Raw genomic sequence first — 24,072 nt, forward strand, 5'->3', positions numbered from 1 at the left:
TTTGAACATGTTCAACTTCGGGCGTACGCTCCTGCCATGAGCGACAGAGCCGCCCTGCTCAAGGGCATTCGCGCCTGGTTGGTCCTCTTCGTCGTCTGCCTGGTGCTCAGCGGCGCCACGGCCTTCCCCCTCGTCCACGAACTGCGCTGGACCGAGGAGTTGCTCGGCCGGCTGCCCTCCCCCGACGCCCTGACGGACTGGATCACCCGCGTCCGCCAGGGCCTCGACACCGCCGACTCCGACTACCCCTTCCTCCTCTACGGCACCGACTGGCTGGCCTTCGCCCATCTCGTCATCGCGGTCGCCTTCTACGGGCCCTACCGCGATCCCGTACGGAACATCTGGGTCGTCGAGTTCGCGATGATCGCCTGTGCCGGGATCATCCCGCTCGCGCTGATCTGCGGGCCGATCCGGGGGATTCCGTTCTGGTGGCAGGTGATCGACATGTCCTTCGGGGTGTTCGGGGTGATCCCGCTGTATGTCGTGCGGCGGAAGATCAAGCGGCTGGAGGCGCTGACCCCCGCCAACACCTGGGCCGTGGCCGCCGCTTGAGCACGGAGGGCGCCGAAAAGTGTTATCGCGGCGCCCTTCACTCCGTCTCCACGCTGTGATCCCCGACATAGCCAAGCAGCGCGGGTCCGCCCGAGAGTGTGCGTGCGGAGACCAAGCGGCAGCGGCTGGAGAGCTGGAAAGGACGACGTGGAGACGCGGCAGTGGCGCGACACCATCGCGGCGGCGCAGGCCGGTGACCGGCGGGCGCTGGACGAACTGGTCGCGGGGTGGCTGCCGTTGGTCTACAACATCGTGGGCCGCGCCCTCAACGGTCATGCCGATGTCGACGACGTCGTCCAGGAGACCATGCTGCGGGCCGTCGGCAACCTGGGCTCGCTGCGCGACCCGGACAGCTTCCGGTCCTGGCTGGTGGCGATCGCCATGCGCCAGATACGTGACCGCGCCCGGCGCCGGACGGCCCCGGCCCCGCTCGACGACTCCACCGCGAGCGACGCCGCCGACTTCGCCGAACTCACCGTGCTGCGCCTCCAGTTGGAGGGCCAGCGGCGTGAGGTCGTGGAGGCGGTGCGCTGGCTCGACGACGAGGACCGGCAGCTGCTGTCGCTGTGGTGGCTGGAGGTCGCGGGGGAGCTGACCCGGCGCGAGCTGGCGGCGGCCGCGGGCATCAGCCGGCAGCACGCCGCCGTCCGCGTCCAGCGGCTCAAGGAGCGCGTGGAGACCGCCCGCGGCATCGTGCGCGCCCTCGACGGCGCCTGTCCCGGCCTGCGCGAACGCACCGGCCGCTGGGACGGCCGCCCCGACTCCGTCTGGCGCAAGCGGCTGGCCCGGCACATCCGCGGCTGCGGCTACTGCGGCGACGCCCGCGAGACCGTCGTACCCGCCGAACGCCTGCTCGTCGGCATGGCCCTCGTCCCGCTCCCCGTCGGCTTCACCCTCTCCCTCGCCTTCGGCGGCAAGACGGCGGCGGCCGCCACGGTCGCGTCGGTCGCGGCCACTTCGGCCGGCTGGTCCGCCAAGGCGATGGCCGCGCTCACCCAGCCCGTCGTCGCGGTCACGGCGGGCGCGACGATCGTCGCGGGCGGCGCGTACGTCGTTACGCAGCCCTCGGACAGCAGCCCGCCGCCGCGTGCCGTCTCCAGCCCCACGGCAGCGAGCACGGCCCGCCCGCCGGCCGTGACCAGCTCCCCGTCGGCCCTCCCGAGCCCCTCACCGTCCCCCACGCAGCCGAAGCAGCCGAAGGTCAACCTGTACGGCACGGTCGTCGACACCGTCGACCGTGCCCCCGACCCGAACGCCCGGCCCGCGGCCCTCCCGCACCGCCCCGAGTCCGGCATCACCAGCACCTGGGGCGCGAAGGCGGTCATGGAGCACCGGGGCGAGAAGGTGACGCTCAGCGGGCAGGGCTACATCCTGGTCCGCTGGCAGATCGCCCCGCAGTTCCGCGCGGGCGGGCTGACCATGCCGGCCTGGACCGGCCTGGAGGGCGAGCTCTTCCACGTCGCCTCCGGCGGCGGCCGGCGCATGGACGACGTCTACACCGGCACCGACACGACGGGCATGGGCAGCCCTTCGATCGGCTACGCGGTCCTGCCCGACGGCGCCCAGCAGATGTGGCAGAACGAGTACTTCTACCTCGACGGCACCGTCGTCCTCAACCAGAACGAACGCGGCGCCGACTACGGCCTCATCGTCTACCCCTCCACCTGGGAGGCCGCTGAGAAGGACGTCCGGTACGGCCCTCCGCAGGGAGCCGTCCGCTACGGCCTGGTCCGCGACAACGGCAAGGACACCACACCGGTACCGCAGTACGTCACCCGCGAGACGCCCGCCGATCCGGCGACGGTGGCTCAGCGCTCGCGCGTGTGACGCTCCTGCGCCGCCATCACCTCGTCGCCGTGCTCGAAGGCCCATGCGCCGAAGGCGTCGATCGGGGCGAGCAACGTCCTTCCCAGATCGGTGAGTTCGTACTCGACGCGGGGCGGCGACCCGGCGTACGCGCGGCGCCGGACGAGTCCGTTGAACTCCAGCCGGCGCAGGGTCTCGGTCAGCACCTTCTGACTGATGCCGCCGATACGGTCCTTGAGCTCCCCGTGCCGCACGGGACCGTCCCGCAACGCCCAGATGACCACGGCGTTCCAGGTGTTGGCGAGCAGGTCGAAGGCGAGCCGGGCGCGGCAGTCGGCGAGAAACGTCACGTACCGAATGGTGCCCGAGCGGCTTCCTACAGTCCTGCCCATGGGAATGCGAATCGGAATTCTGGGCGCGGGCGGAATGGCGGACGCGCTGGGCACGCAGTGGCGGCGGGCGGGACACGAGGTGCTCGCCGGGAGCCGGTCACGGGGCGGGCTGCGGGCGGCGGCCGAGTTCGGGACGGACGCGGTGCTCCTTGCGCTGCCCTACGAGGCGGTCGTCGAGGTGGTCACCGGACTCGAAGATACCTTGCACGGACGGGTGTTGGTCGACTGCACCAACCCGGTGGGCCACCCCGGCTTCCGGCTCCTCACCGCGGGCGGACCTTCGGCAGCCGAACGGATCGCGGCCGCCGCACCGGCCGCCCACGTCGTCAAGGCCTTCAACCTCTGCCACGTCGACATCTGGCGGCTGACCCCGCCGGTCTTCGACGGCCGCCCACTGGCCGTACCGCTGTGCGGCGACGACGAGAAGGCCCTGTCCGTCGTACGACGACTCGTACGCGACCTCGGATGCGAGCCGCTGAACGCCGGGGGACTGGACCGGGCGGGGCTGCTGGAGGCGACGGCGGCGCTGCTGATCGGACTGTGGGTGGGGGAGGGGGCCGACGCGCAGGCGATCGCGCCGCCGCTGGATTTCGCGGGGGCCTGAGCGGGCGGGCGGAGTGCACTGCGGTGGGGCGTCGCCTTGAAGGGGCGCGGGGGCGGGGTGGTCCGCGGCTGTGCGACGCGGGGGCGCGAACAGCCACGGGCAGCCATGGCCGGCCACGGCCGCCGGCTACGACCAGTCCCGGCCGGCTACGACCAGTCCCGGCCGGCTACGACCAGTCCCGGCCGGCCGCGGCCGGCGACGACTGGCCGCGACGGCGCCGCGGACCGCCACCGTCGGCAGAGTGGCTGAGCGGATCCGGTGAAGTCGGCTGCGGTTCGGCGGCGCCCTGAAGGGGCGTGGGACCGTACCGGATGTGCGGCTCCGCCGCGGGGCGCGACCGGCCACGACCAGTCCCGACCGGTCACGTCAGCACCACAGCCGACCGACACCCCCGCCGTACTTCCAGCGGAGCGCTCAGTCGGTGTCGCGCAGGGCGCACAGGGCGTCGACACGGTTCGTCGTGATCGAGTCGACGCCCGCGGCGATGAGGCGGCGCATCGAGCGGACCGTGTCGGGGGTCCAGACGGAGACCAGGTAGCCGTCGCGGTGGACGCGGTCGGCGAGGGCCTTGTCGACCAGGCCGAAGCGGTAGTTGAGCCAGCGCGGGCGGACCGCGTCGAGGAGCGCGGGGCGCGGTGGGGCCAGTGTCGTCCAGGTCAGGGCGATCTCGGCGGCCGGGTCGGCGGCGCGTACCGCGAGCATGGCGGGGGCGCCCGCGCAGTAGTAGACGCGCTCCTCGGCTCCCGCCTCCCGGACGACGTCCACGACCCGGCGGGCCGCCTTCACATCCGGGGTGCCCGGCAGGTCGAGCATCAGCCGGGACCCGTCGGCCACGGCCAGGGCCTCCGCCAGCGTCGGCACCTTGCCGTCGGTGAGACCTCGGACCTCGTCCGCCGACAGCGACAGCAGCGGCCGCTCGTGCTCCCACAGCCGCTTCAGCGTCCCGTCGTGCAACAGCACGGGCACGCCGTCACGAGTGAGGCGTACGTCGATCTCGACGGCGTCCGCGCCCAGTTCGAGCGCGGAACGCACGGAGTCGAGCGTGTTCTCACGGACGCGATAGGGGTCGCCGCGATGGGCCACTGCGGTCAGCTTCTGCATGGGCCCATTGTGGTGGGCGTCGTGGCCTGTTGTGGACGAGGGCAGGGCGCGTGTGGACGGGTGGCCAGGGCGCGTTGCGGACGGCTCAGGGCGCGAGCCACGCCTCGGTGTGCGCGTCGATCTCCTCCTTGATACGGGCCTTGCCGGGCTCGTCGAGGAAGGAGGCCTCGACCGCGTTCTTCGCGAGGTCGGCCAGACCCCGCTCGTCGAGGTCCAGGAGGCGGGCGGCGACGGCGTACTCGTTGTTGAGGTCGGTGCCGAACATGGGCGGGTCGTCGGAGTTGATCGTGACGACGATCCCGGCCTTCACGAACTCCTTGATCGGGTGCTCGTCGAGCGTGCGCACCGCGCGGGTGGCGATGTTGGAGGTCGGGCACACCTCCAGCGGGATCCGCTCCTCGGCGAGGTGGGCGAGGAGCTTGGGGTCCTGGAAGGAGTTGGTGCCGTGCCCGATGCGCTCGGCGCGCAGGTGGGTCAGCGCGTCCCACACCGTCTCCGGGCCGGTCGTCTCACCGGCGTGCGGCACCGAGTGCAGACCGGCGGCGATCGCGCGGTCGAAGTACGGCTTGAACTGCGGCCGCGGTACGCCGATCTCCGGTCCGCCGAGCCCGAAGGAGACCAGTCCCTCGGGGCGCAGCCGGTCGTCGGTGGCGAGCCGCGCGGTCTCCTCGGCGGAGACGAGCCCCGCCTCGCCGGGAATGTCGAAGCACCAGCGCAGCACGGTCCCGAACTCTGCCTCCGCCGCCTTCCGCGCGTCCTCGATCGCGTCCATGAACGCCCGCTCGTCGATACCGCGCCGGGTCGAGGAGAACGGCGTGATGGTCAGCTCGGCGTAGCGCACCTGCTGCCGGGCCAGATCCCGGGCCACCTCGTACGTCAGCAGACGTACGTCCTCCGGTGTGCGGATCAGGTCCACGACGGACAGGTACACCTCGATGAAGTGGGCGAAGTCCGTGAAGGTGAAGTAGTCGGCCAGGGCCTCGGGGTCGCTGGGGACCCTGGAGTCGGGGTGCCGGGCAGCCAGTTCGGAGACGATCCGGGGGGAGGCGGAGCCCACGTGGTGGACGTGCAGTTCGGCCTTGGGCAGCGAGGCGATGAAGGCGTGCAGGTCGCGCGGGACGCTCGGCTCGATGAGGTGCTCGGTCAAGGTTCCTCCCCGGAACGGCGCTCTCGGCCGCTGTGCGGCGGGCGCGGGTGATCGGCTGATCGATGACTCGGGGATCATCGTAAGCCGACCCCGCGGGGGAGCGGCCCTGGCCGTAGCATGACGGGGCGGTACGACAGAGGGGGTCCGGGACATGTCCGACGAGGCGCAGAAGCCGACGGGCGACGCGCACGGGCCGACTCCGTCGCCGACTCCCGGGGTGGGGCTGGACAAGCCGACGCCGCGGGACCAGGCGGCGGGGGAGCGCAGCCCTTGGGCGCCCCCGGCGAGCGACGGTTCCGCGGAACAGACGGCGACGGCGGACGACGTACCGCTCGCGGGGGCGGGCGACACACAGGTGCCGTCCTCCGGTCATACGCCCGCCTCGTCCTCCGGCGATGTGTCCGCGTCCCCGTTCGCCCCGGTCGGCGACCGGTCCGCCGCGCCGGGCGGCCCCGGCGAAACCGTCACCTCGAACGACCCTGCGTCCTGGCCGCCCCCGTCGGTCCACGACCAGCAGACCGTCACATCGATGCAGGGCCCGGAGGCTCCTGCGCCGTCACCGGCGCCGTCACCGACGTGGGCCAACCCGTTCGCCGCGCCTGGCGGCCCGACCCCGGCGAGCGCTCCGGCCGACCCGTTCGCCCCGCCGACCGGCCCGGGCAACTCCTCGGCCGCCCCGTACGCCCCGCCGAATCCCTTCGCACCCCCGGTCGGTCCGGGGAGCCCCTCGGTCGACCCCTACGCGCCGCCGAACCCCTTCGCCCCGCCGACCGGCCCCGCGAACCCCTCGGCCGACTCCTACGCGCCGCCGAATCCCTTCGCACCCCCGGCCGGCCCCGCTCCCTACGCCCAGGACGGTCACGTCCCCCCGCCGCCCATCGCCCCCGACGGTCCCGGACAGGTCCCCTACGGCTATCCCGGCGCCGGGTACGGCCAGCCGGGCGCCGCCCCGCAGGGCTACCACGGCTGGCCCGGTGTGCAGCCCATGCCGGCCAACGGGATGGGCACGGCGGCCCTGGTCCTCGGCATCCTCTCGGACCTGGTCTTCTGTCTGTGGCCGCTGGCGATCATCCTGGGCGTCCTCGGCGTGATCTTCGGCGGGATCGGCCGGGGCAAGGCACGGAACGGCGCGGCCACGAACCCGGGGCAGGCGCTGGCGGGGATCATCTGCGGGGCCGTGGGCATCGCCCTGGGCATCGGGATGGTCGTCCTGCTGATGGTGACCTGAGCGGATCTGCTGAAGCCGGCTGCGGTTCGGCAGCACCCTGAAGGGGCGCGGGGCCGCACCGGATGTGCGGCTCCGCCGCGTGGGCGCGACCAGCGCACGACCGGCCACGACCAGCCGCGACGGCGCCGCAGCCGACCGACAGCCACCCCCTCGCCGTACTCCCGCGTGGAGCGCTCAGGCTTCCGCGGTGGCCGCCGACCGCAGCCGCTCCCGCGCCTCCATCAGCGCGAACCCCAGCAAGTTCGGTCCTCGCCACAGCTCGGGATCGAGCGCCGCCTCGTCGGTGGCCGCGAGGCCGATGCCCCACACCCGGTCCACCGGGCTGGCCTCCACCAGCACCCGCTGCCCCGTGCCCAGCAGAAACTCCCGCAGCCCGGGGTCCGAGGAGAACTTGTGGACACTCCCCTCGACGACGATCGCGAAGCGCTCCCGCTCCCAGACCGTCTCGTCGAACCCCCGCACAAGCCGCCCGACCTTCTTCGCCAGCGCCGGACTTCGCGCGGCCACCGCCTGCTGTTGCGCCGCGCCGTCCCCGAACAGCCGCGCCTTCTGCGCCATCATCCAGTGCTCAGCCGTCGCATAGGTCACCCCGTCCACCACGAACGGCGACGCCCACCACTGGCTGAGACAGGTCGGCCCCAGCCGTCCGTCCGCCCGCGGCCGGTGTCCCCAGAAGTGCAGGTACTTGACCCTCGCCCCCGCCTGGACGGCCCTGACCAGGGTGTCCCGAGAATCGATCTTCGTCATGCATGCGAGTGTGGCAGCCACCACTGACATTCCGTCCTGCCTTTTCGAGGCCTACTCGACACCTGGTCGACAGATTCCGTCGCGTAACTAAAAGGCAACAACGGAATCCCTTGTCGGACGGCACTCGCTCTGTCAGGATCGGCACTCAAATCGAGCTGGAGCCACGCCTCGCCTGCGGGAACCGTGGGCCGGCGGCGGAGGAGAGCGACATGCACAACCCGGGCAACGCCACCCCGGACCGATTCCCCGCGCAGGAGCACTTCGCGGACGGCGCGCAGTACATCGCGGGCCGCCTCACCAAGGGCACCTCCGGACGTACGCACGCGGTCGTCGACCCGGCGACCGGCGAGGAGGTCTACACGTACGAGCTGGCGAGCGCCGCCGACGTGGACGCGGCCGTCGCCGCCGCGCGCGCCGCGTTCCCGGCGTGGTCCGCCGCGACCCCCGGCGAGCGCTCGGACGCCCTGCACCGCTTCGCCGCCGTGCTCGCCGAGCGCGCCGAGGACTTCGCCCGCGCGGAGTCCCTGCAGTGCGGCAAGCCGCTGAAGCTCACGCGCGAGTTCGACGTGCCGGGCACGATCGACAACACCGCCTTCTTCGCCGGTGCCGCCCGCCATCTGCAGGGCCAGTCGGCCGGTGAGTACTCCGGCGACCACACCTCGTACGTGCGGCGGGAGCCCATCGGTGTCGTCGGCTCCATCGCGCCCTGGAACTATCCGCTCCAGATGGCCGCCTGGAAGGTCCTCCCGGCGATCGCCGCGGGCAACACCATCGTGCTGAAGCCCGCCGAGCTCACGCCCCTGACCTCGCTGCTGTTCGCGCAGGCCGCCACCGAGGCCGGGATCCCCGACGGTGTCATCAACATCGTCACCGGGACCGGCAAGGAGGCCGGCGAGCACCTCGTCGGGCACCCCGATGTCGCCATGACCTCCTTCACCGGGTCCACCGCCGTCGGCAAGCGCGTCGCCGAGATCGCGACCGCCACCGTCAAGCGGATCCACCTGGAGCTCGGCGGCAAGGCCCCCTTCGTCGTCTTCGACGACGCCGACCTCGACGCCGCCGTCAACGGCGCCGTGGCGGGCGCGCTCATCAACACCGGACAGGACTGCACGGCCGCCACGCGCGCGTACGTGCAGCGGCCCCTCTATGAGGCGTTCGTCGAGCGGACGGCCGCCCTGATGGAGACCGTGCGGCTGGGGGATCCCTTCGCCGCCGACACCGACCTCGGCCCGCTCATCTCGCACGTCCAGCGGGACCGGGTCGCCGCCTTCGTCGACCGTGCGCGTGCCTACGCGCGCGTGGTGACCGGCGGCGAGGCGCCGGAAGGGGAGCTCGCCAAGGGCGCCTACTACCGGCCCACCCTGGTGGCCGACGCCGCCCAGGACAGCGAGATCGTCCAGTCCGAGCTGTTCGGGCCGGTCCTCGTGGTCCTGCCCTTCGACAACGACGACGAGGGGATCCGGCTCGCCAACGACACCCCGTACGGGCTCGCAGCCTCCGCCTGGAGCCGTGACGTCTACCGGGCGAACCGCGCCACCCGCGAGATCAAGGCGGGCTGTGTGTGGGTCAACGACCACATCCCGATCATCAGCGAGATGCCCCACGGCGGATACAAGGCGTCCGGCTTCGGCAAGGACATGTCCTCGTACTCGTTCGAGGAGTACACCCAGATCAAGCACGTCATGTTCGACAATACGGCGGTCGTCAGGAAGGACTGGCACCGCACGATCTTCGGGGACCGGCTGTAGCCAATATCCGGCTACCGCCGGGTGTCGTTGTAAGGCCGCCTGACCCGCGGCCGACTCTTGCTGAAAGGGCACCACGCGCATGGAGCAGTACGAGCCCGACCGCCTGAGCCCGGCCCAAGTGGCCGCCATGCGGCGCAGCTTCCGCAACGGCCGGGCCGCCATGACCCGGCGGTCCCTGTTGCGCGCCTCCGCGGGCGGCGCGCTCGCGGTCGGCGGCCTCGGGGCGCTGACCGGCTGCGGCATCCCCGCGGCGGGCAACACCAAGGGCGGCGTCTCCGCGGAGGACCACTCGGCCAAGGAGAAGGTCGTCAACTTCTCCAACTGGACCGAGTACATCGACGTGGACGAGAGCGAGAAGCACCACCCCACGCTCGACCAGTTCAAGAAGCGGACCGGTATCTCGGTCAAGTACACCGAGGACATCAACGACAACGTCGAGTTCTTCGGCAAGATCAAGCCGCAGCTCGCGGCGGGCCAGGACACCGGCCGCGACATCATCGTCCTCACCGACTGGCTCGCGGCCCGCCTCATCCGCCTCGGCTGGGTCCAGAAACTGGACGCCTCCAACCTGCCCCACGCGTACACCAACCTGTCGGCACAGTTCCGCAACCCCGACTGGGACCCCGGACGTGCGTACTCGTACGTCTGGCAGGGCATCTCGACCGTCATCGCCTACAACAAGAAGGCGCTCGACGGCGTCGAGGTGAAGTCGGTCTCCGACCTGCTCGACAACCCCAAGCTCAAGGGCAAGGTCGGCTTCCTGTCGGAGATGCGCGACAGCATCGGCATGACGCTGCTCGACATGGGCAAGGACCCGGGCAAGTTCACCGCCGACGACTACGACGCGGCGATCGCCCGCATCCAGAAGGCCGTCGACAAGGGCCAGATCCGCCGGTTCACCGGCAACGACTACACCTCGGACCTGACCAGTGGCGACTTCGCCGCCTGTATCGCCTGGGCCGGTGACGTCGTGCAGCTGAAGGCCGACAGCCCGGACATCGACTTCATCATCCCGGACAGCGGATACATGACGTCGACCGACAACTTCCTGATCCCGAACAAGGCCCGGCACAAGACGAACGCCGAGCGGCTCATCGACTTCTACTACGAGCCGGGGCCGGCCGCCGAACTCGCCGCGTACATCAACTACGTGACGCCGGTCGACGGGGTGAAGGCCGAGCTGGAGAAGCTCGACCCGGATGCGGCGAACAACCCGCTGATCATTCCGGACAAGGCCATGGCCGCGAAGTCCCACGCCTTCCGCTCCCTGAGCTCGAAGGAAGAGACGGCCTTTGAAGAGAAGTTCGCGAAGCTGACTGGGGCGTGACCACCGTGACGAACAAGAACGAAACCGGCGGGGACGTCCGCCTCTCGGGCATCAGCAAGACGTACGACAACGGCTTCACCGCCGTACAGCCGCTGGACCTGACCGTGCCGCAGGGCTCCTTCTTCGCCCTGCTCGGTGCCTCCGGCTGCGGCAAGACCACCACCCTGCGGATGATCGCGGGCCTGGAGGAGCCGACGTCCGGCACCGTGTTCCTCGGCGACCAGGAGGTCACCCACCTGCCGCCCTACAAGCGGCCGGTGAACACCGTCTTCCAGTCGTACGCCCTCTTCCCGCACCTCGACATCTTCGAGAACGTCGCCTTCGGTCTGCGCCGGCGCGGCATCAAGAGCGTGAAGAAGCAGGTCGTGGAGATGCTCGACCTGGTCCAGCTCGGTGAGCAGGCGCGCAAGAAGCCGCACCAGCTCTCCGGCGGCCAGCAGCAGCGTGTCGCCGTCGCCCGCGCGCTCATCAACCACCCCAAGGTGCTCCTCCTCGACGAGCCCCTCGGCGCCCTCGACCTCAAGCTGCGCCGCCAGATGCAGCTGGAGCTCAAGCGCATCCAGACCGAGGTCGGCATCACCTTCGTGCACGTCACGCACGACCAGGAGGAGGCCATGACCATGGCCGACACGGTCGCCGTGATGAACGCGGGCCGCGTCGAGCAGCTCGGCTCGCCGACCGACCTGTACGAGAACCCGCAGACGACGTTCGTCGCCAACTTCCTCGGCACCTCCAACCTCATCGAGGCCGAGGTCGACACGAAGAACGGCGACGACATCGTCCTCAAGGCCGGCGGCGGCAAGCTCGTGCTGCCCGAGTCGCGATGTTCCGCGCCCACGACGACCGGCGGCAAGATGCTGGTCGGCGTCCGCCCGGAGAAGATCTCCCTCACCCACGCCGACGACGCGGGCGAGATCCCCGAGGGCCGCAACCGCATCACCGGCAAGATCGCCAACAGCAGTTTCATCGGCGTCTCCACGCAGTACGTCATCGACAGCGCGGTCTGCCCCGAGTTCGAGGTCTACGTCCAGAACATCGAGCGGGACTCCCGGCTCGTGCCCGGCGCCGACATCGTCCTGCACTGGAGCCCCGCCCACACCTTCGGCCTCGACGCCGCCCAGGACATCGACGCCGGTGTCGAGGAAGGGGCGGCGGCCTGATGGCGACGCTCACCGAGGCGCCGCCGCCTCTTTCCCCGACCGCACCGGAGAAGAAGCCACCGCGGGGGCGCGGCCGGCTCGTGCCGTACTGGCTGCTGCTGCCCGGCCTGCTCTGGCTGGTCGTCTTCTTCGCGCTGCCGATGGTCTACCAGGCCTCCACGTCCGTGCAGACGGGGTCCCTGGAGCAGGGCTACAAGGTCACCTGGCACTTCGCGACCTACTGGGACGCGCTGTCCGAGTACTGGCCGCAGTACCTGCGCTCGATCCTCTACGCGGGCTCGGCGACGATCCTCTGCCTGATCCTCGGCTACCCGCTGGCGTACCTCATCGCCTTCCGGGCGGGCCGCTGGCGGAACCTGATCATGATCCTGGTGATCGCGCCGTTCTTCACCAGCTTCCTGATCCGCACCCTCGCCTGGAAGACGATCCTCGCGGACGGCGGCCCGGTCGTCGGCGCCCTGAACTCGCTGCACGTCCTGGACGTCACCAGCTGGCTCGGCTGGACCACCGGCGACCGTGTGCTGGCCACGCCACTCGCCGTCGTCTGCGGTCTGACGTACAACTTCCTGCCGTTCATGATCCTGCCGCTGTACACCTCGCTGGAGCGCATCGACACCCGCCTGCACGAGGCCGCCGGCGACCTGTACGCCAAGCCGGTCACGACCTTCCGGAAGGTCACCTTCCCGCTGTCGATGCCCGGTGTCGTCTCCGGCACGCTGCTGACGTTCATCCCGGCCGCCGGTGACTACGTCAACGCGGACTTGCTCGGTTCGACGGACACCCGCATGGTCGGAAACGTCATCCAGTCCCAGTTCCTGCGGATTCTGGATTACCCGACGGCGGCGGCACTGTCCTTCATCCTGATGGCCGCCATCCTCGTCATGGTAACGGTCTACATCCGCCGGTCCGGAACGGAGGATCTGGTTTAAATGGACACGCGACAGAGTCGCAAATTCGGCACGAGCGTCAACTGGCTCAAGCGCAATTTCGTCGTCATCGCGGGACTGCTGACGCTCGGATATCTCCTGCTGCCCAACGTCGTCGTCACGGTGTTCTCCTTCAACAATCCGAAGGGGCGCTTCAACTACGAATGGCAGGAGTTCTCCACGGACGCCTGGAAGGACCCGTGCGGGGTCGCCGACATGTGCGGCTCGCTCTCGGTCAGCCTCCAGATCGCGTTCTGGGCGACGGTCGGCGCCACGATCCTCGGCACGATGATCGCCTTCGCGCTGGTCCGCTACCGGTTCCGCGCCCGCGGCGCGGTGAACTCGCTGATCTTCCTGCCGATGGCGATGCCCGAGGTCGTCATGGCCGCCTCGCTGCTCACCCTGTTCCTCAACATGGGCGCGCAGCTGGGCTTCTGGACGATTCTCATCGCCCACATCATGTTCTGCCTGAGCTTCGTCGTGACGGCGGTGAAGGCGCGCGTGATGTCGATGGACCCGAGGCTGGAGCAGGCCGCGCAGGACCTCTACGCGGGCCCCTTCCAGACCTTCATCCGCGTCACTCTCCCGATCGCGGCACCGGGAATCGCGGCGGGCGCGCTGCTGGCCTTCGCGCTCAGCTTCGACGATTTCATCATCACCAATTTCAACGCGGGCTCGACCGTCACGTTCCCCATGTTCGTCTGGGGTTCGGCACAGCGCGGTACGCCCGTTCAGATCAATGTGATCGGTACGGCCATGTTCCTGGTCGCCGTACTGCTCGTCCTGGCCTCTATGGTCATCAGTAATCGCCGTAACAAGCAAAAGGCATAAGTCTTTTACGTAGTCCCCTGTAGGGAGTTGAAATCATGGCCCCAAGCGCCATGAGCCGTGGCAGTGACTTCATGAAGTCTCTTTCCGACGCCCAGCCGGTCCCGTACTGGCTGGACGACCCCGGCAAGCCCCACCCCGAGCCCGCCCTCACCGGCGCTGAGACCTGCGATCTCCTGGTCGTCGGCGGCGGTTACAGCGGACTGTGGACCGCGCTCCTCGCCAAGGAGCGCGACCCGCAGCGGGATGTGGTCCTGCTGGAGGGCCGCGAGGTGGGCTGGGCCGCCTCGGGCCGCAACGGCGGCTTCTGCGCCGCCTCCCTCACCCACGGTCTGGGCAACGGGCTGACCCGCTGGCCGGACGAGATCCACAAGCTGGAGGAGCTGGGCGCCGGCAACCTCGACGAGATCGAGAAGGCGGTCGCCCGCTACTCCCTCGACTGCGACTTCGAGCGCACCGGCGAGATCGACGTCGCCACCGAGACGTACCAGGCGTGGGAACTGCGCGACTGGTACGAGGAGATGGAGCGCCGGGGCCTCGCCGAGGGCGTGGAGTTCCTGGACGCGGAAGCGGTCAGGGAACAAGTCGACTCACCGACATTCCAGGCGGGCCTCCACGACCGGCGCGGCGTCGCCATGCTCAACCCGGCGAAGCTCGCGTGGGGCCTCAAGCGGGCCTGTGTCGACCTCGGCGTCCGCGTCTACGAGCACACCCCCGCCCTCACCCTGAAGCCGTACGGCGCCGGCATGGCCGTACGCACCCCCTACGGCTCGGTCCGCGCCCGCAAGGTCGCGCTCGGCACCAACATCTTCCCGAGCCTGCTCAAGCGGGTCCGTTCGTACACCGTCCCGGTCTACGACTACGCGCTGATGACCGAACCGCTCAGCGGCGAGCAGCTGGCGGAGATCGGCTGGAAGAACCGCCAGGGCCTCGGGGACTCGGCGAACCAGTTCCACTACTTCCGGCTGTCCGCCGACAACCGCATCCTCTGGGGCGGCTACGACGCCGTCCACCACTACGGCGGCCGGGTCCGCGCCGAGTACGACGACCGCCCGGAGACCTACGCCAAGCTCGCCGAGCACTTCTTCACCTGCTTCCCCCAGCTGGAGGGCCTCCGCTTCACCCATGCCTGGGGCGGCGCGATCGACACCTGCTCCCGCTTCTCGGCCTTCTTCGGCACCGCCCACCACGGGAACGTGGCCTACGCGGCCGGCTACACGGGCCTCGGCGTCGGCGCGACCCGCTTCGGCGCGGACGTGATGCTGGACCTCCTGGACGGCGAGGCCACCGAGCGCACCGCCCTGGAAATGGTCCGCAAGAAGCCGCTGCCCTTCCCGCCCGAGCCGTTCGCCTGGACCGGCATCGCCCTGACCAAGTGGTCCCTGGCGCGGGCGGACTCGCACGGGGGGCGGCGCAATCTGTGGCTGAAGACGATGGACAGGCTGGGCCTGGGGTTCGACAGCTGACCGCTCACCTGACGGCTCAGGCGCCGGGGTCCTTTTCCTGAGCTGAGCTTGCGCCCGGCTCAGGGAAGGGGTGCGGGTGCTTCGGCTGCCCCGTTTCCGTTCCGTGGGAAGGCCGCTTGACCGCTGGGTCCGAGCCCGTGCGACGAGGCCGTCCTACTCCGCCGCCGCAGCCTTCAGCGCCAGCCACAACTCCATCCGCACATCCGGATCATCCAGCGACCGCCCCAGGATCTCCTCCACCCGCCGCATCCGATACCGCAGCGTGTGCCGGTGCACCCCCAGATCCGCGGCCGCCGCGTCCCACTGCCCGTGCCGCGACAGCCACGCCCGCAGCGAGGCCACCAGATCGCCGCGCCCGGTCGCGTCGTGCTCGTACAGCGGCCGCAGCAACCCGTCCGCGAACGCCTTCACCGCGTCATCGGCGAGCAGCGGCACCACCGATCCCGCCGCCAGCTGCTCGTGCTCCACATACACCCGCCCGCGCCGCCGCGCGACGGACAGCGCCTGCTCGGCGTGCTTGTACGCGGCCGCCGCGGCGATCGGTCCCGTCGGCGCCGACACCCCCACGACCAGCTCGTCCTCACCGGCGGCGGCCCCCTGCTCCGCCACGGCCCGCGCCGCCTCCAGCACCCCCGCGTACTCCCCGCACGCCCCGACCGCCGCACCCCCGTCCGCGGCCAGCACCACCAGCCGTTCCCCCTCGGGCACGACCAGCACCGCCTCCCCGGCCCGAGCAGCGGCCGACTCCATGACCTCGGCGAGCGCGCCCAGCGCATCACCCTCCGCCTCGGCGGCGACCAGCGCGGCGGCGGACGGCTTGGCAACCGGGGCCCGCGCCGAATCGCCCTCTCCCGGCACCCGCACTGCCGACACCGACACCGACTCCGCAACGATTATCCGGAACGGCGCGTCCAGCAACGACCCGTACAGATCCCCCGCCACGGCCCGCGCATGGTCGGGCTCACCCGCCAGCAGCATCCGCAGCACCGCCGCCCCGAGCCGCTGCTCGGCGGCGTGCAGTGAACGCGAGCGCTCGGTGGTGAGCGTCAGCAGCGCGATCGCCGAATGGACGGCGTACCGCTCGGCCGTGCCCAGCGCCGCCGCCGTGCCGACCGCGAGCGCGGCCCGCGGCCGCCGTCCGGTCCCCAGGGAGTGCAGTTCGACCCGGTCCTCGTTCTCGGGCCCGCCCACCACGGACGACGCCGGCGCGGGCCGCTCCCGCAGCCGCTCCACGTCCGCCGTGAGCCGGGCCGCCCGCCTCCCTGCCCACTCCGGCGCGGTGGCGACGACGGCACCCGAGGCGTCGTACAGCGCCGCCCACCCGTCCACCTGCGAGGCGAGCGCGGACAGCAGCCCCTCGGGCCCGTCCGTCAGCGCCTGCTTGGTCAGCTCCCGCTGTGCCGCGAACCCGGCGGTCACCGCCCGGTACTGGTCGGCGGCGATGGCGGCGGAGACGGCCTTGCTGATGGCGAGGAAGGGGGTGCGCCGGGGCACTTCGAGCAGCGGCAGCCCCTCGTGCGCGGCCGCCTCGACGAGCGCCTCGGGAATGTCCTCGTAATTCACCCCGACGGCGAACCCGAGCCCGACCACCCCCGCCCCGACCAGCCGTTTCACATACCGCCGCATCGCCTCGGGATTCTCCGCGTCCAGCTTCAGCGCGGTGATCAGCAGCAGCTCCCCGCCCTCCATGTACGGCACGGGATCGGCGAGCTCACTGACATGCGCCCAGCGCACGGGGACGTCGAGCCGGTCCTCGCCCGCCCGCACGGTCAGCTTGAGCGCGGAGTGATGGACGAGCGAGGCGAGCGTGGGTGGCATGAGGCCTTCAGGGACGTGTGACCGGCGTGATCATTTAGCCGCGGTGTATGAACGGCCTAGGACGATTCTGCCTCACCGTACGGTCTGCCTCAGCTCCTCAGATCCACCAGCAACGGCGGCGCGTGCTCCCCCTTCACACTGGTCAGCGACAACACGGCATGCCCGGGCGGCACCCCGTGCGCCAGCTCGGACGCGGACCACCGCTCCCGCTCGACCTGTCGTACGGTCACGGCCCGCGCGGTCGGCGCCTTGCCGGTGATCACCCGCCGCACCATGTGGACCGCCTTCCCGGCCGGTGTCTCGGCGATGATCTGCCGGTCGGTGACATCCCGCGCCTCGGTCCACTCCTTGCCCCACACCTCGGCGAAGTCCTGCCCGTCCCACGGTGTGACCCCCGCGAGCGCCATCCGGCACCCGGCGGCCCCGAGCAGCGGCCCACGCAGCGGCCTCGGTACGTCGTCCAGCGACCGCAGCGTCAGCACGGCCCCGGCGTTCCCGGACCGCAGCCGCTGCACCCCACGGACGGCCTCCGGCGTCACCACACCGGTCGCGTCGTCGAGGATCAGACAGGCGAACAGCGACCGGTCCTCCCGCACCGCCACACTCGCCGTGAACTGCGCGAGCACCAGCCGCGCCAGTATCCGCGAGGCGTCCGCGTGCCCCCGTGCGGGCAGATCGATCCGCACCCGCACCGGATGGTCGAGGGCCTTCAGCGAGAACGGCCGCGTCTGCCCCGACGTGTCGAAGAACCCGGCGAACGCGGGCCGGTCGAGCAGCGCGACACGGTCCGCGAGCACACCCCCCACATCCCCCGGATGCCCCATCTGCCGCTCCCGGGCGTCGAGTTCGCGCAACAGCGAGTCCTGCCCGGCCCCCTCCAACGCGCCGCGCAGCTCGCCCAGAGGCCCGGGTGAACCGTCCAGCAGCTGCCGCAGCTCCGGCACGGACGGGAACCTCCCGTGCACCGCCCGGAACGGCCCCAGCAACTGCGCGAGCACGGTCGTGGACCGCCGGCTGTCGCTGCCGGGATGCGGATCGGCGAGATCCCCGGCCAACGCCTCCGCGAGCACCGCGGCCGCCTCGTCCGGATCGGTCGTACCGCCGTACAGGTCGAGGTCGTACACGGATTCAGGATGTCCGATCCGTACGACGACGTCGTAGGCGTCGGCCGGTCCGAGCCCCGCGCCCGCCGCGCCGACCACGACCACGGCGGCGCGCCCGGCGAGCGCCTGCAGACACAGCGACTCGGCGAGCGGCAGCACCACGGTGCCGGTCTTGCCGGAGCCGGCCGGTCCGACGGCGAGCAGGGAGGTGCCGAGCAGTTCGGGGCCGAGGGCGAGGCCGGTGCCGCGGTAGGCGTACGGATTGCGCTGGTCGTCGGCGGTCGTGCCGAGCCGTACCTGGCCGGTGACGAGGTCGTGCCGGGCCAGCCGGGTCGGCAGGTCACGGTCTCCGGAGGGGTGCATACAGGCGGCGGCCCCCTCGCTGAGCACGGCTCCGGTGAACGTCGCCATGCTGTGCCGGCCGCTCCTGACGCCCTGCCACGCCCGGGTGATCCGTGCATGGTCGACGTCCCGCATCAGCCCGGCCCGCGCCTCGGCGGCGAGCCGCTCGGCGGCGTCGTGCGCACCGGCCTGGCGGAGCTGGGGCCATTCGACGGGGTCCTGGTCGGGCGTCGGGGGGCGTTCGGCCGACGGGGCGGACTGCCGCCACGCGGGCGGGCCGAAGCGCTGCCAGACATCGCGCCACCGGCCGAGACGGCCGACGACCAGCATGATCACGAGCGCGATCAGCGTGTAGTAGCCGTACCAGAGGACGGCGTTGCCGATGCGGTCGTCGTTGTGCAGCCAGGAGTCCGGGGTGAAGAGCTCCAGCGGGAGCACCCACCAGCCGCCGAGGTACCCGTTCCACAGCAGGGACCAGATCAGCCAGCCCACCAGGAACGCGATCAGCGCCCCGCTGAGCAGCTGCCGGGTCGGGATCTGCTCGGGCTCCTCCTCCGGCCTCGGCCTGTGCCCGAACCGCCACACGCCGGGTGCCGCCTGAGGCCTGGGCGTCCGCAGCCACGTCAGGAAGGGCGCCCCGTCCGGCCGTGGCGGCGCCGCAGGCATCGGCGGCACCGCGGACGCGTCCGGCGGTCCTGCCGGACGAGGCACAGGATTCGCATGCGTACCCCGCGTGTCCCGCGTCCCGTCGCTGTCCATCGCCTTCGCTCCCTGACCAGCCGTTCCGTCCACCATCAGCCGTCAATCTAACGCCCCCGCAAGGGGAGTTCACCGCTTACGCGGCCGACGTCCACGGACCGGACGTGCCCCGTCCGTATCCCGCCTCCGGGTGACCCGTCCGCGTCGCCGCTATGTCCACCACGGACAACCCGGTCTCCTGACAACGCCCACATGGAGCATGCCCACCCCCCTTCCCCCGCCCTAGCCTGCGAGAAAAGAAGAGAAGCGTCCGCAAAGACCCGTCCGCAAAGACCCGTCCGCAACACCCCCAGGAGCCCCTCATGAGCGCACTTCCGCAGGAGCGCCGGATCGTCACCGCCATCCCCGGCCCGAAGTCGCAGGAGCTGCAGGCCCGCCGCGTCAACGCGGTCGCGCAGGGCGTGGGCTCGGTGCTGCCCGTGTTCACCGCGCGGGCGGGCGGCGGCATCATCGAGGACGTCGACGGCAACCGTCTGATCGACTTCGGTTCCGGCATCGCGGTGACGTCCGTCGGCGCCTCCGCCGAGGCCGTCGTACGCCGGGCCTCCGCCCAGCTCGCCGACTTCACGCACACCTGTTTCATGGTCACGCCGTACGAGGGGTACGTCGAGGTCGCCGAGGCCCTCGCCGAGCTGACCCCCGGTGACCACGCCAAGAAGTCCGCGCTGTTCAACAGCGGTGCCGAGGCCGTCGAGAACGCCGTCAAGATCGCGCGCGCGTACACCAAGCGGCAGGCCGTCGTCGTCTTCGACCACGGCTACCACGGGCGTACGAACCTCACCATGGCGCTGACCGCGAAGAACATGCCGTACAAGCACGGCTTCGGTCCCTTCGCGCCCGAGGTCTACCGCGTCCCCGTCGCGTACGGCTACCGCTGGCCCACCGGCCCGGAGAACGCCGGTCCCGAGGCCGCCGCGCAGGCCATCGACCAGATCACCAAGCAGGTCGGCCCGGACAACGTCGCCGCGATCATCATCGAGCCGGTGCTGGGCGAGGGCGGCTTCATCGAGCCGGCCAAGGGCTTCCTGCCGGCGATCCGCCAGTTCGCCGCCGACAACGGCATCGTCTTCGTCGCCGACGAGATCCAGTCCGGCTTCTGCCGAACGGGTCAGTGGTTCGCGTGCGAGGACGAGGGCATCGTCCCGGACCTGATCACCACCGCCAAGGGCATCGCGGGTGGTCTGCCGCTCGCCGCCGTCACCGGCCGCGCCGAGATCATGGACGCCGCGCACGCCGGTGGCCTGGGCGGCACGTACGGCGGCAACCCCGTCGCCTGCGCCGGTGCGCTCGGCTCCATCGAGACGATGAAGGAGCTGGACCTCAACGCCAGGGCGAAGAACATCGAGGCGATCATGAAGGCCCGCCTCGGGGCCATGGCCGAGAAGTTCGACATCATCGGCGACGTCCGTGGACGTGGCGCGATGATCGCCATCGAGCTGGTCAAGGACCGCGCCACCAAGGAGCCGAACGCGGAGGCGACCGCCGCCCTCGCCAAGGCCTGCCACCAGGAGGGCCTGCTGGTCCTGACCTGTGGCACGTACGGCAATGTGCTGCGCTTCCTGCCGCCGCTGGTCATCGGCGACGACCTCCTGGGCGAGGGCCTCGACATCATCGAGCAGGCCTTCGCGCGCATCTGACGCCACAGGGGAAACACGGGTTCTCGTCACTCCCGTCACAGCCGCCCCAGGCCCGGATCCACGGCGGATTCCGGGTCTGGGGCGGCGGCCGTCAGAGCGTGTGAAGAACGTGTGCGAGGTAGCGTCAAGGAAGCCAATCCGGCTGTCGTACACCCATCGCCTGTCGTAGGTTCTAGAGCAGATGAGAGATACACCCCGCCCACAGGGGACTGTGGGCGACTTCAGGCCGGGGCCTCCCCAGCTTCGACCTGGTCGTGCCCTCGCGCACACAAACGGAGCCTCCGGCTCCGGATCTCCTCACCGATCGGACGGTCACGCGCCCCAAACCCCCCGGGGCGCGCGACGATCCGATCCGGACGGCCGCCCCGGAACCACCCCCCCTGTTCCGGGGCGGCCGACCTCCTTCTCGGCACTCTTCCTTCTTGTCGCTCTACTTCTGGCTCTTCCGGCCGTCCTCTTCGCGCTGATCACCTGGCAGGTCGTCGAGGACGGCCCTCTGCTGCGCCTGGACGAGCGCGTCAGCCGCGCCCTGGTCCACCCCGACCGCGCCTCGGAACTCCTCGCCGACCTCGGCAACGTCCAGGTCGCGGTCCCGGTCCTCGCGGTGGTGCTGGTATACGCGGCCCTGCGCGCCCGCCGTGCTGGTACAGACCGCTGGTGGCTGCCGCCCCTCGTGGCGACCGTCCTGATGGCGCTGGTCCCGGTCGTGATCATCCCGATCAAGGTACTGACCGCCCGCCACGGCACCTCCGTCATGCCACCCGGCGTGGGCTACTTCCCTTCCGGCCACACCGCCACGGCAGCCGTCGCCTACGGCTCCGCGACCATGCTCCTCGTCCCGTACGTCTCCCGGGCCGTCCGTAGAGCGCTCCTCCTGACCTGCGCGCTGCTCGTCCTGGGCGTCTCCTTCGGGCTGATGCGACGCGGCTACCACTGGCCACTGGATGTCGTGGCCAGTTGGTGTCTGTGTGTGGTGCTGCTGTCGTCGCTGTGGCTGGTCATCGGGCGGGGGACGCCCGGCCGGCCGGCAAAGCAGCAGTGACCGCTGTCCTCACTGCTCGGGTGACGCCGTCGGCGTCGGCCGCACGGGCGGCCGACGAGTCGCCGGATGCGGTGATCGTCCGCGCGTGGTGCTACCCCTGGTCGCCCTCCTCCGTCGCCAGTCCCGCCGCCGCCTCATGCATCGCCAGTTCGAGCAGCGCCGGGTCGGTGAGGGTGCCGGACCCGTCCGGCGGCACCAGCCATCGCACGCCCCCGGTGGACCGCCCCGGATACGGCACGACGATCCAGGTCCCGGCCCCGGCCGTCCGGATCCCCGTACCGACCCAGCGCGCGGCCGTCCCCGGCGGCACGAAGAAGCCCATCCGGGCATCCCCGAAGTCCACCAGCACCGGCCCCGGTTGATCGATGATCCGGGTGAGCACATCAAGGGTCGGATACCCGAGCTCCCCCGGCAGAATGAGCACGTCCCAGGCCTTGCCGGCGGGCAGCAGCGCCACCCCGAGCGGATTGCGCTCCCACTCCCACCGGCAGGCCTCGGGCTCCGGAGCCACGGATGCCAACCACTCGACCGCCGTCTTCGCCCCAGTCATGAGAAGACCTCCCTTTCCTTCGTGTACGCGTACGCGGATCGCGTCACGAGGGAGAGGGAGGTCCGGGGCGGGCATTACGCGGGTTCTGGCGACCTTTTGGAGTGAGCTGGATCACTTGGGCGCGGTCGCTGGGATGCAGCGCACCAATCTGGAGCGTCTCCTGCGCCGGCCACTACACGTCGGACAAACGACCCTCCGCCTCCCCACCCCTACCGTGGACCCCGAAAGCCAACGCACACCCCCAACGCGGAAGGGCCGGGACCCGCATATGACTTCCACCCACGCCTTCTGGCTCGCCGGCCGCCAGGTCACCGGCGAGGACAGCTTCGATGTCGTCTCGCCGTGGGACGGACGGATCGTCGGCAAGGTCAGCGTGCCCAGCGACGCGCAGACCGAGGAGGCCGTCGCCGCCGCGTACGCCGTGCGGGACGAGTTCGCCGCCACGCCCGCCCATGTGCGGGCCGCCGCCCTCGACCATGTGAGCCGCCGTCTCGTGGAGCGCACCGAGGAGATCGCGCAGCTGATCTCCGCGGAGAACGGCAAGCCGATCAAGTGGGCCCGCGGTGAGGTCGGCCGGGCCGTGTCCGTGTTCCGGTTCGCGGCCGAGGAGGCCCGCCGGTTCAACGGCGGCGAGGCGCAGCGCCTCGACACCGACCTCGGTGGTCAGGGCCGTCTCGCCCTCACCCGCCGCTTCCCGAAGGGCGTCGTGCTCGGCATCGCGCCCTTCAACTTCCCGCTCAACCTGTGCGCCCACAAGATCGCCCCCGCGATCGCGGCCGGGGCGCCCATCATCCTCAAGCCCGCGCCGGCGACCCCGCTCTCCGGGCTCGTCATCGGTGAGCTGCTCGCCGAGACCGACCTCCCGGCCGGGTCCTGGAGCATCCTGCCCGTCCCGAACGACCGGATGCCCGCCCTGGTCCAGGACGAGCGTCTGCCCGTCATCTCCTTCACCGGGTCCGAGAAGGTCGGCTACGCGATCATGGACTCGGTGCCGCGCAAGCACTGCACCCTGGAGCTGGGCGGCAACGGCGCGGCCGTCGTGCTCGGCGACTACGCCTCCGACGCCGACCTGGACTGGGCCGCGACCCGGATCGCGACCTTCTCCAACTACCAGGGCGGCCAGTCCTGCATCTCCGTGCAGCGCGTCATCGCCGACGCGTCCGTGTACGACCGGCTGCTGCCGCGCATCGTCGCCGCCGTCGAGGCGCAGGTCACGGGTGACCCGTCCGACGACAAGACCGACGTCGGCCCGCTGGTCAGCGAGGACGCCGCCAAGCGCGTCGAGGCGTGGGTCAAGGAAGCGGTCGAGGCCGGTGCGGGCCTCCTCGCGGGTGGCTCCCGCGACGGTGCCTCCTACGCGCCGACCGTCCTCACCGACGTACCGGCCGACACGACGATCTCCTGCGAGGAGGTCTTCGGGCCCGTGCTCACCGTGCAGAAGGTGGACGGCGAGGACGCGGCATTCGCGGCCGTCAACGACTCCAAGTACGGCCTCCAGGCGGGCGTGTTCACCCACGACCTCCAGGCCGCCTTCCGCGCCCACCGGGCCCTCGAGGTCGGCGGCGTCGTCATCGGCGACGTGCCCTCCTACCGCGCCGACCAGATGCCGTACGGTGGCGCCAAGCAGTCCGGGGTGGGCCGCGAGGGCGTGAAGTTCGCGATGGACGACTACACCTACGAGCGGGTGCTGGTTCTCACCGGGCTCGCTCTCTGAGGGACTCGGGAAGCACTTACTGAGGGACCCCTCTAGCTAATGGGAACCATTTTCAGATAAGCTCCAGGCAAGGGG

Annotated in this window: 20 protein-coding genes; 13 read left to right on the top strand and 7 right to left on the bottom strand. The window is 71.0% G+C overall.

Annotated elements, in window-relative coordinates; genetic code table 11:
- Positions 1–36: 36 nt before the first annotated feature.
- Positions 37–552 (top strand): hypothetical protein, encoded by a 516-nt coding sequence (locus PH203_RS25425; protein WP_289922797.1) that lies wholly within the window; start codon positions 37–39, stop codon positions 550–552.
- Positions 553–699: 147 nt separating this feature from the next.
- Complete coding sequence (locus tag PH203_RS25430; protein ID WP_289922798.1) at positions 700–2,379, top strand: sigma-70 family RNA polymerase sigma factor; 1,680 nt, start codon at positions 700–702, stop codon at positions 2,377–2,379.
- Here PH203_RS25430 and PH203_RS25435 read toward each other — a convergent pair.
- Positions 2,361–2,708 (bottom strand): helix-turn-helix domain-containing protein, encoded by a 348-nt coding sequence (locus PH203_RS25435; protein WP_289922799.1) that lies wholly within the window; start codon positions 2,706–2,708, stop codon positions 2,361–2,363. The genes PH203_RS25430 and PH203_RS25435 overlap by 19 nt on opposite strands.
- A 46-nt stretch (positions 2,709–2,754) precedes the next feature.
- Here PH203_RS25435 and PH203_RS25440 point away from each other — a divergent pair, with 46 nt between their 5' ends.
- Positions 2,755–3,354, top strand: a complete 600-nt coding sequence (locus PH203_RS25440) for an NAD(P)-binding domain-containing protein (RefSeq protein ID WP_289922880.1) — start codon at positions 2,755–2,757, stop codon at positions 3,352–3,354.
- Positions 3,355–3,768: 414 nt separating this feature from the next.
- Here PH203_RS25440 and PH203_RS25445 read toward each other — a convergent pair whose 3' ends face one another.
- Both PH203_RS25445 and PH203_RS25450 read right to left on the bottom strand, forming a co-directional pair.
- Positions 3,769–4,455 carry a glycerophosphodiester phosphodiesterase gene (locus tag PH203_RS25445; RefSeq protein ID WP_289922800.1) on the bottom strand — a complete coding sequence of 229 codons (687 nt, stop codon included), beginning with the start codon at positions 4,453–4,455 and terminating at the stop codon, positions 3,769–3,771.
- An 85-nt stretch (positions 4,456–4,540) separates the two neighbouring features.
- Complete coding sequence (locus PH203_RS25450; RefSeq protein ID WP_289922801.1) at positions 4,541–5,602, bottom strand: adenosine deaminase; 1,062 nt, start codon at positions 5,600–5,602, stop codon at positions 4,541–4,543.
- A gap of 151 nt (positions 5,603–5,753) precedes the next feature.
- Between PH203_RS25450 and PH203_RS25455 the strand changes: the two genes are divergently transcribed.
- Positions 5,754–6,830, top strand: a complete 1,077-nt coding sequence (locus tag PH203_RS25455; protein ID WP_289922802.1) for a hypothetical protein — start codon at positions 5,754–5,756, stop codon at positions 6,828–6,830.
- 174 nt (positions 6,831–7,004) lie between these two features.
- Here the strand turns inward: PH203_RS25455 and PH203_RS25460 are convergent, their stop codons facing one another.
- Positions 7,005–7,607, bottom strand: coding sequence for an NADAR family protein (locus PH203_RS25460; protein WP_289922803.1), 603 nt, complete (start codon positions 7,605–7,607; stop codon positions 7,005–7,007).
- Positions 7,608–7,786: 179 nt separating this feature from the next.
- On the opposite strand from PH203_RS25460, the gene PH203_RS25465 reads away from it, so the two are divergent.
- The 6 genes from PH203_RS25465 (at position 7,787) to PH203_RS25490 (ending at position 15,032) form a co-directional block, all read left to right on the top strand.
- On the top strand, positions 7,787–9,325 hold the full coding sequence (locus PH203_RS25465; protein ID WP_289922804.1) for a gamma-aminobutyraldehyde dehydrogenase: 1,539 nt from the start codon (positions 7,787–7,789) through the stop codon (positions 9,323–9,325).
- Between the two features lie 79 nt (positions 9,326–9,404).
- Positions 9,405–10,652 carry a spermidine/putrescine ABC transporter substrate-binding protein gene (locus PH203_RS25470; RefSeq protein ID WP_289922805.1) on the top strand — a complete coding sequence of 416 codons (1,248 nt, stop codon included), beginning with the start codon at positions 9,405–9,407 and terminating at the stop codon, positions 10,650–10,652.
- Positions 10,649–11,812: an ABC transporter ATP-binding protein gene (locus tag PH203_RS25475; protein ID WP_289922806.1), complete on the top strand. Its 1,164-nt coding sequence runs from the start codon at positions 10,649–10,651 to the stop codon at positions 11,810–11,812. Before PH203_RS25470 ends, PH203_RS25475 begins: the two co-directional genes overlap by 4 nt.
- The gene (locus PH203_RS25480; RefSeq protein ID WP_289922807.1) at positions 11,812–12,741 is read left to right on the top strand and encodes an ABC transporter permease; all 930 of its coding nucleotides are present in this window, start codon (positions 11,812–11,814) and stop codon (positions 12,739–12,741) included. The genes PH203_RS25475 and PH203_RS25480 overlap by 1 nt, the downstream gene beginning before the upstream one ends.
- Complete coding sequence (locus PH203_RS25485; RefSeq protein ID WP_289922808.1) at positions 12,742–13,569, top strand: ABC transporter permease; 828 nt, start codon at positions 12,742–12,744, stop codon at positions 13,567–13,569.
- 35 nt (positions 13,570–13,604) lie between these two features.
- Positions 13,605–15,032, top strand: coding sequence for an FAD-dependent oxidoreductase (locus PH203_RS25490; protein ID WP_289922809.1), 1,428 nt, complete (start codon positions 13,605–13,607; stop codon positions 15,030–15,032).
- 153 nt (positions 15,033–15,185) lie between these two features.
- Here PH203_RS25490 and PH203_RS25495 read toward each other — a convergent pair whose 3' ends face one another.
- Together PH203_RS25495 and PH203_RS25500 are read right to left on the bottom strand one after the other, a co-directional pair.
- On the bottom strand, positions 15,186–16,850 hold the full coding sequence (locus tag PH203_RS25495; protein WP_289922810.1) for a PucR family transcriptional regulator: 1,665 nt from the start codon (positions 16,848–16,850) through the stop codon (positions 15,186–15,188).
- 89 nt (positions 16,851–16,939) lie between these two features.
- The gene (locus PH203_RS25500; protein ID WP_289922811.1) at positions 16,940–19,054 is read right to left on the bottom strand and encodes an ATP-binding protein; all 2,115 of its coding nucleotides are present in this window, start codon (positions 19,052–19,054) and stop codon (positions 16,940–16,942) included.
- 302 nt (positions 19,055–19,356) lie between these two features.
- On the opposite strand from PH203_RS25500, the gene gabT reads away from it, so the two are divergent.
- Both gabT and PH203_RS25510 read left to right on the top strand, forming a co-directional pair.
- A complete protein-coding gene (gabT, locus tag PH203_RS25505; protein ID WP_289922812.1) occupies positions 19,357–20,691 on the top strand; it encodes a 4-aminobutyrate--2-oxoglutarate transaminase in 1,335 nt (444 codons plus the stop codon).
- A 211-nt stretch (positions 20,692–20,902) separates the two neighbouring features.
- Positions 20,903–21,733 (top strand): phosphatase PAP2 family protein, encoded by an 831-nt coding sequence (locus tag PH203_RS25510; RefSeq protein ID WP_289922813.1) that lies wholly within the window; start codon positions 20,903–20,905, stop codon positions 21,731–21,733.
- A 91-nt stretch (positions 21,734–21,824) separates the two neighbouring features.
- Here the strand turns inward: PH203_RS25510 and PH203_RS25515 are convergent, their stop codons facing one another.
- The gene (locus PH203_RS25515) at positions 21,825–22,283 is read right to left on the bottom strand and encodes a hypothetical protein (RefSeq protein WP_289922814.1); all 459 of its coding nucleotides are present in this window, start codon (positions 22,281–22,283) and stop codon (positions 21,825–21,827) included.
- 268 nt (positions 22,284–22,551) lie between these two features.
- Between PH203_RS25515 and PH203_RS25520 the strand changes: the two genes are divergently transcribed.
- Entirely contained in the window at positions 22,552–23,997 is a 1,446-nt protein-coding gene (locus PH203_RS25520; RefSeq protein ID WP_289922815.1) for an aldehyde dehydrogenase family protein, read from the top strand.
- Positions 23,998–24,072: the final 75 nt, after the last annotated feature.

It is taken from the genome of Streptomyces sp. S.PB5 (genome assembly GCF_030403745.1).
Taxonomy (GTDB): Bacteria; Actinomycetota; Actinomycetes; order Streptomycetales; family Streptomycetaceae; genus Streptomyces.

Coding starts and splice junctions, on each gene's coding strand:
- PH203_RS25520 (WP_289922815.1), top strand. CDS start 22,552: ATGACTTCCACCCACGCCTTCTGGCTCGCCGGCCGCCAGGTCACCGGC.
- PH203_RS25425 (WP_289922797.1), top strand. CDS start 37: ATGAGCGACAGAGCCGCCCTGCTCAAGGGCATTCGCGCCTGGTTGGTC.
- PH203_RS25445 (WP_289922800.1), bottom strand. CDS start 4,455: ATGCAGAAGCTGACCGCAGTGGCCCATCGCGGCGACCCCTATCGCGTC.
- PH203_RS25440 (WP_289922880.1), top strand. CDS start 2,755: ATGCGAATCGGAATTCTGGGCGCGGGCGGAATGGCGGACGCGCTGGGC.
- PH203_RS25465 (WP_289922804.1), top strand. CDS start 7,787: ATGCACAACCCGGGCAACGCCACCCCGGACCGATTCCCCGCGCAGGAG.
- PH203_RS25495 (WP_289922810.1), bottom strand. CDS start 16,850: ATGCCACCCACGCTCGCCTCGCTCGTCCATCACTCCGCGCTCAAGCTG.
- PH203_RS25490 (WP_289922809.1), top strand. CDS start 13,605: ATGGCCCCAAGCGCCATGAGCCGTGGCAGTGACTTCATGAAGTCTCTT.
- PH203_RS25480 (WP_289922807.1), top strand. CDS start 11,812: ATGGCGACGCTCACCGAGGCGCCGCCGCCTCTTTCCCCGACCGCACCG.
- PH203_RS25460 (WP_289922803.1), bottom strand. CDS start 7,607: ATGTCAGTGGTGGCTGCCACACTCGCATGCATGACGAAGATCGATTCT.
- PH203_RS25455 (WP_289922802.1), top strand. CDS start 5,754: ATGTCCGACGAGGCGCAGAAGCCGACGGGCGACGCGCACGGGCCGACT.
- gabT (WP_289922812.1), top strand. CDS start 19,357: ATGAGCGCACTTCCGCAGGAGCGCCGGATCGTCACCGCCATCCCCGGC.
- PH203_RS25470 (WP_289922805.1), top strand. CDS start 9,405: ATGGAGCAGTACGAGCCCGACCGCCTGAGCCCGGCCCAAGTGGCCGCC.
- PH203_RS25485 (WP_289922808.1), top strand. CDS start 12,742: ATGGACACGCGACAGAGTCGCAAATTCGGCACGAGCGTCAACTGGCTC.
- PH203_RS25515 (WP_289922814.1), bottom strand. CDS start 22,283: ATGACTGGGGCGAAGACGGCGGTCGAGTGGTTGGCATCCGTGGCTCCG.
- PH203_RS25500 (WP_289922811.1), bottom strand. CDS start 19,054: ATGGACAGCGACGGGACGCGGGACACGCGGGGTACGCATGCGAATCCT.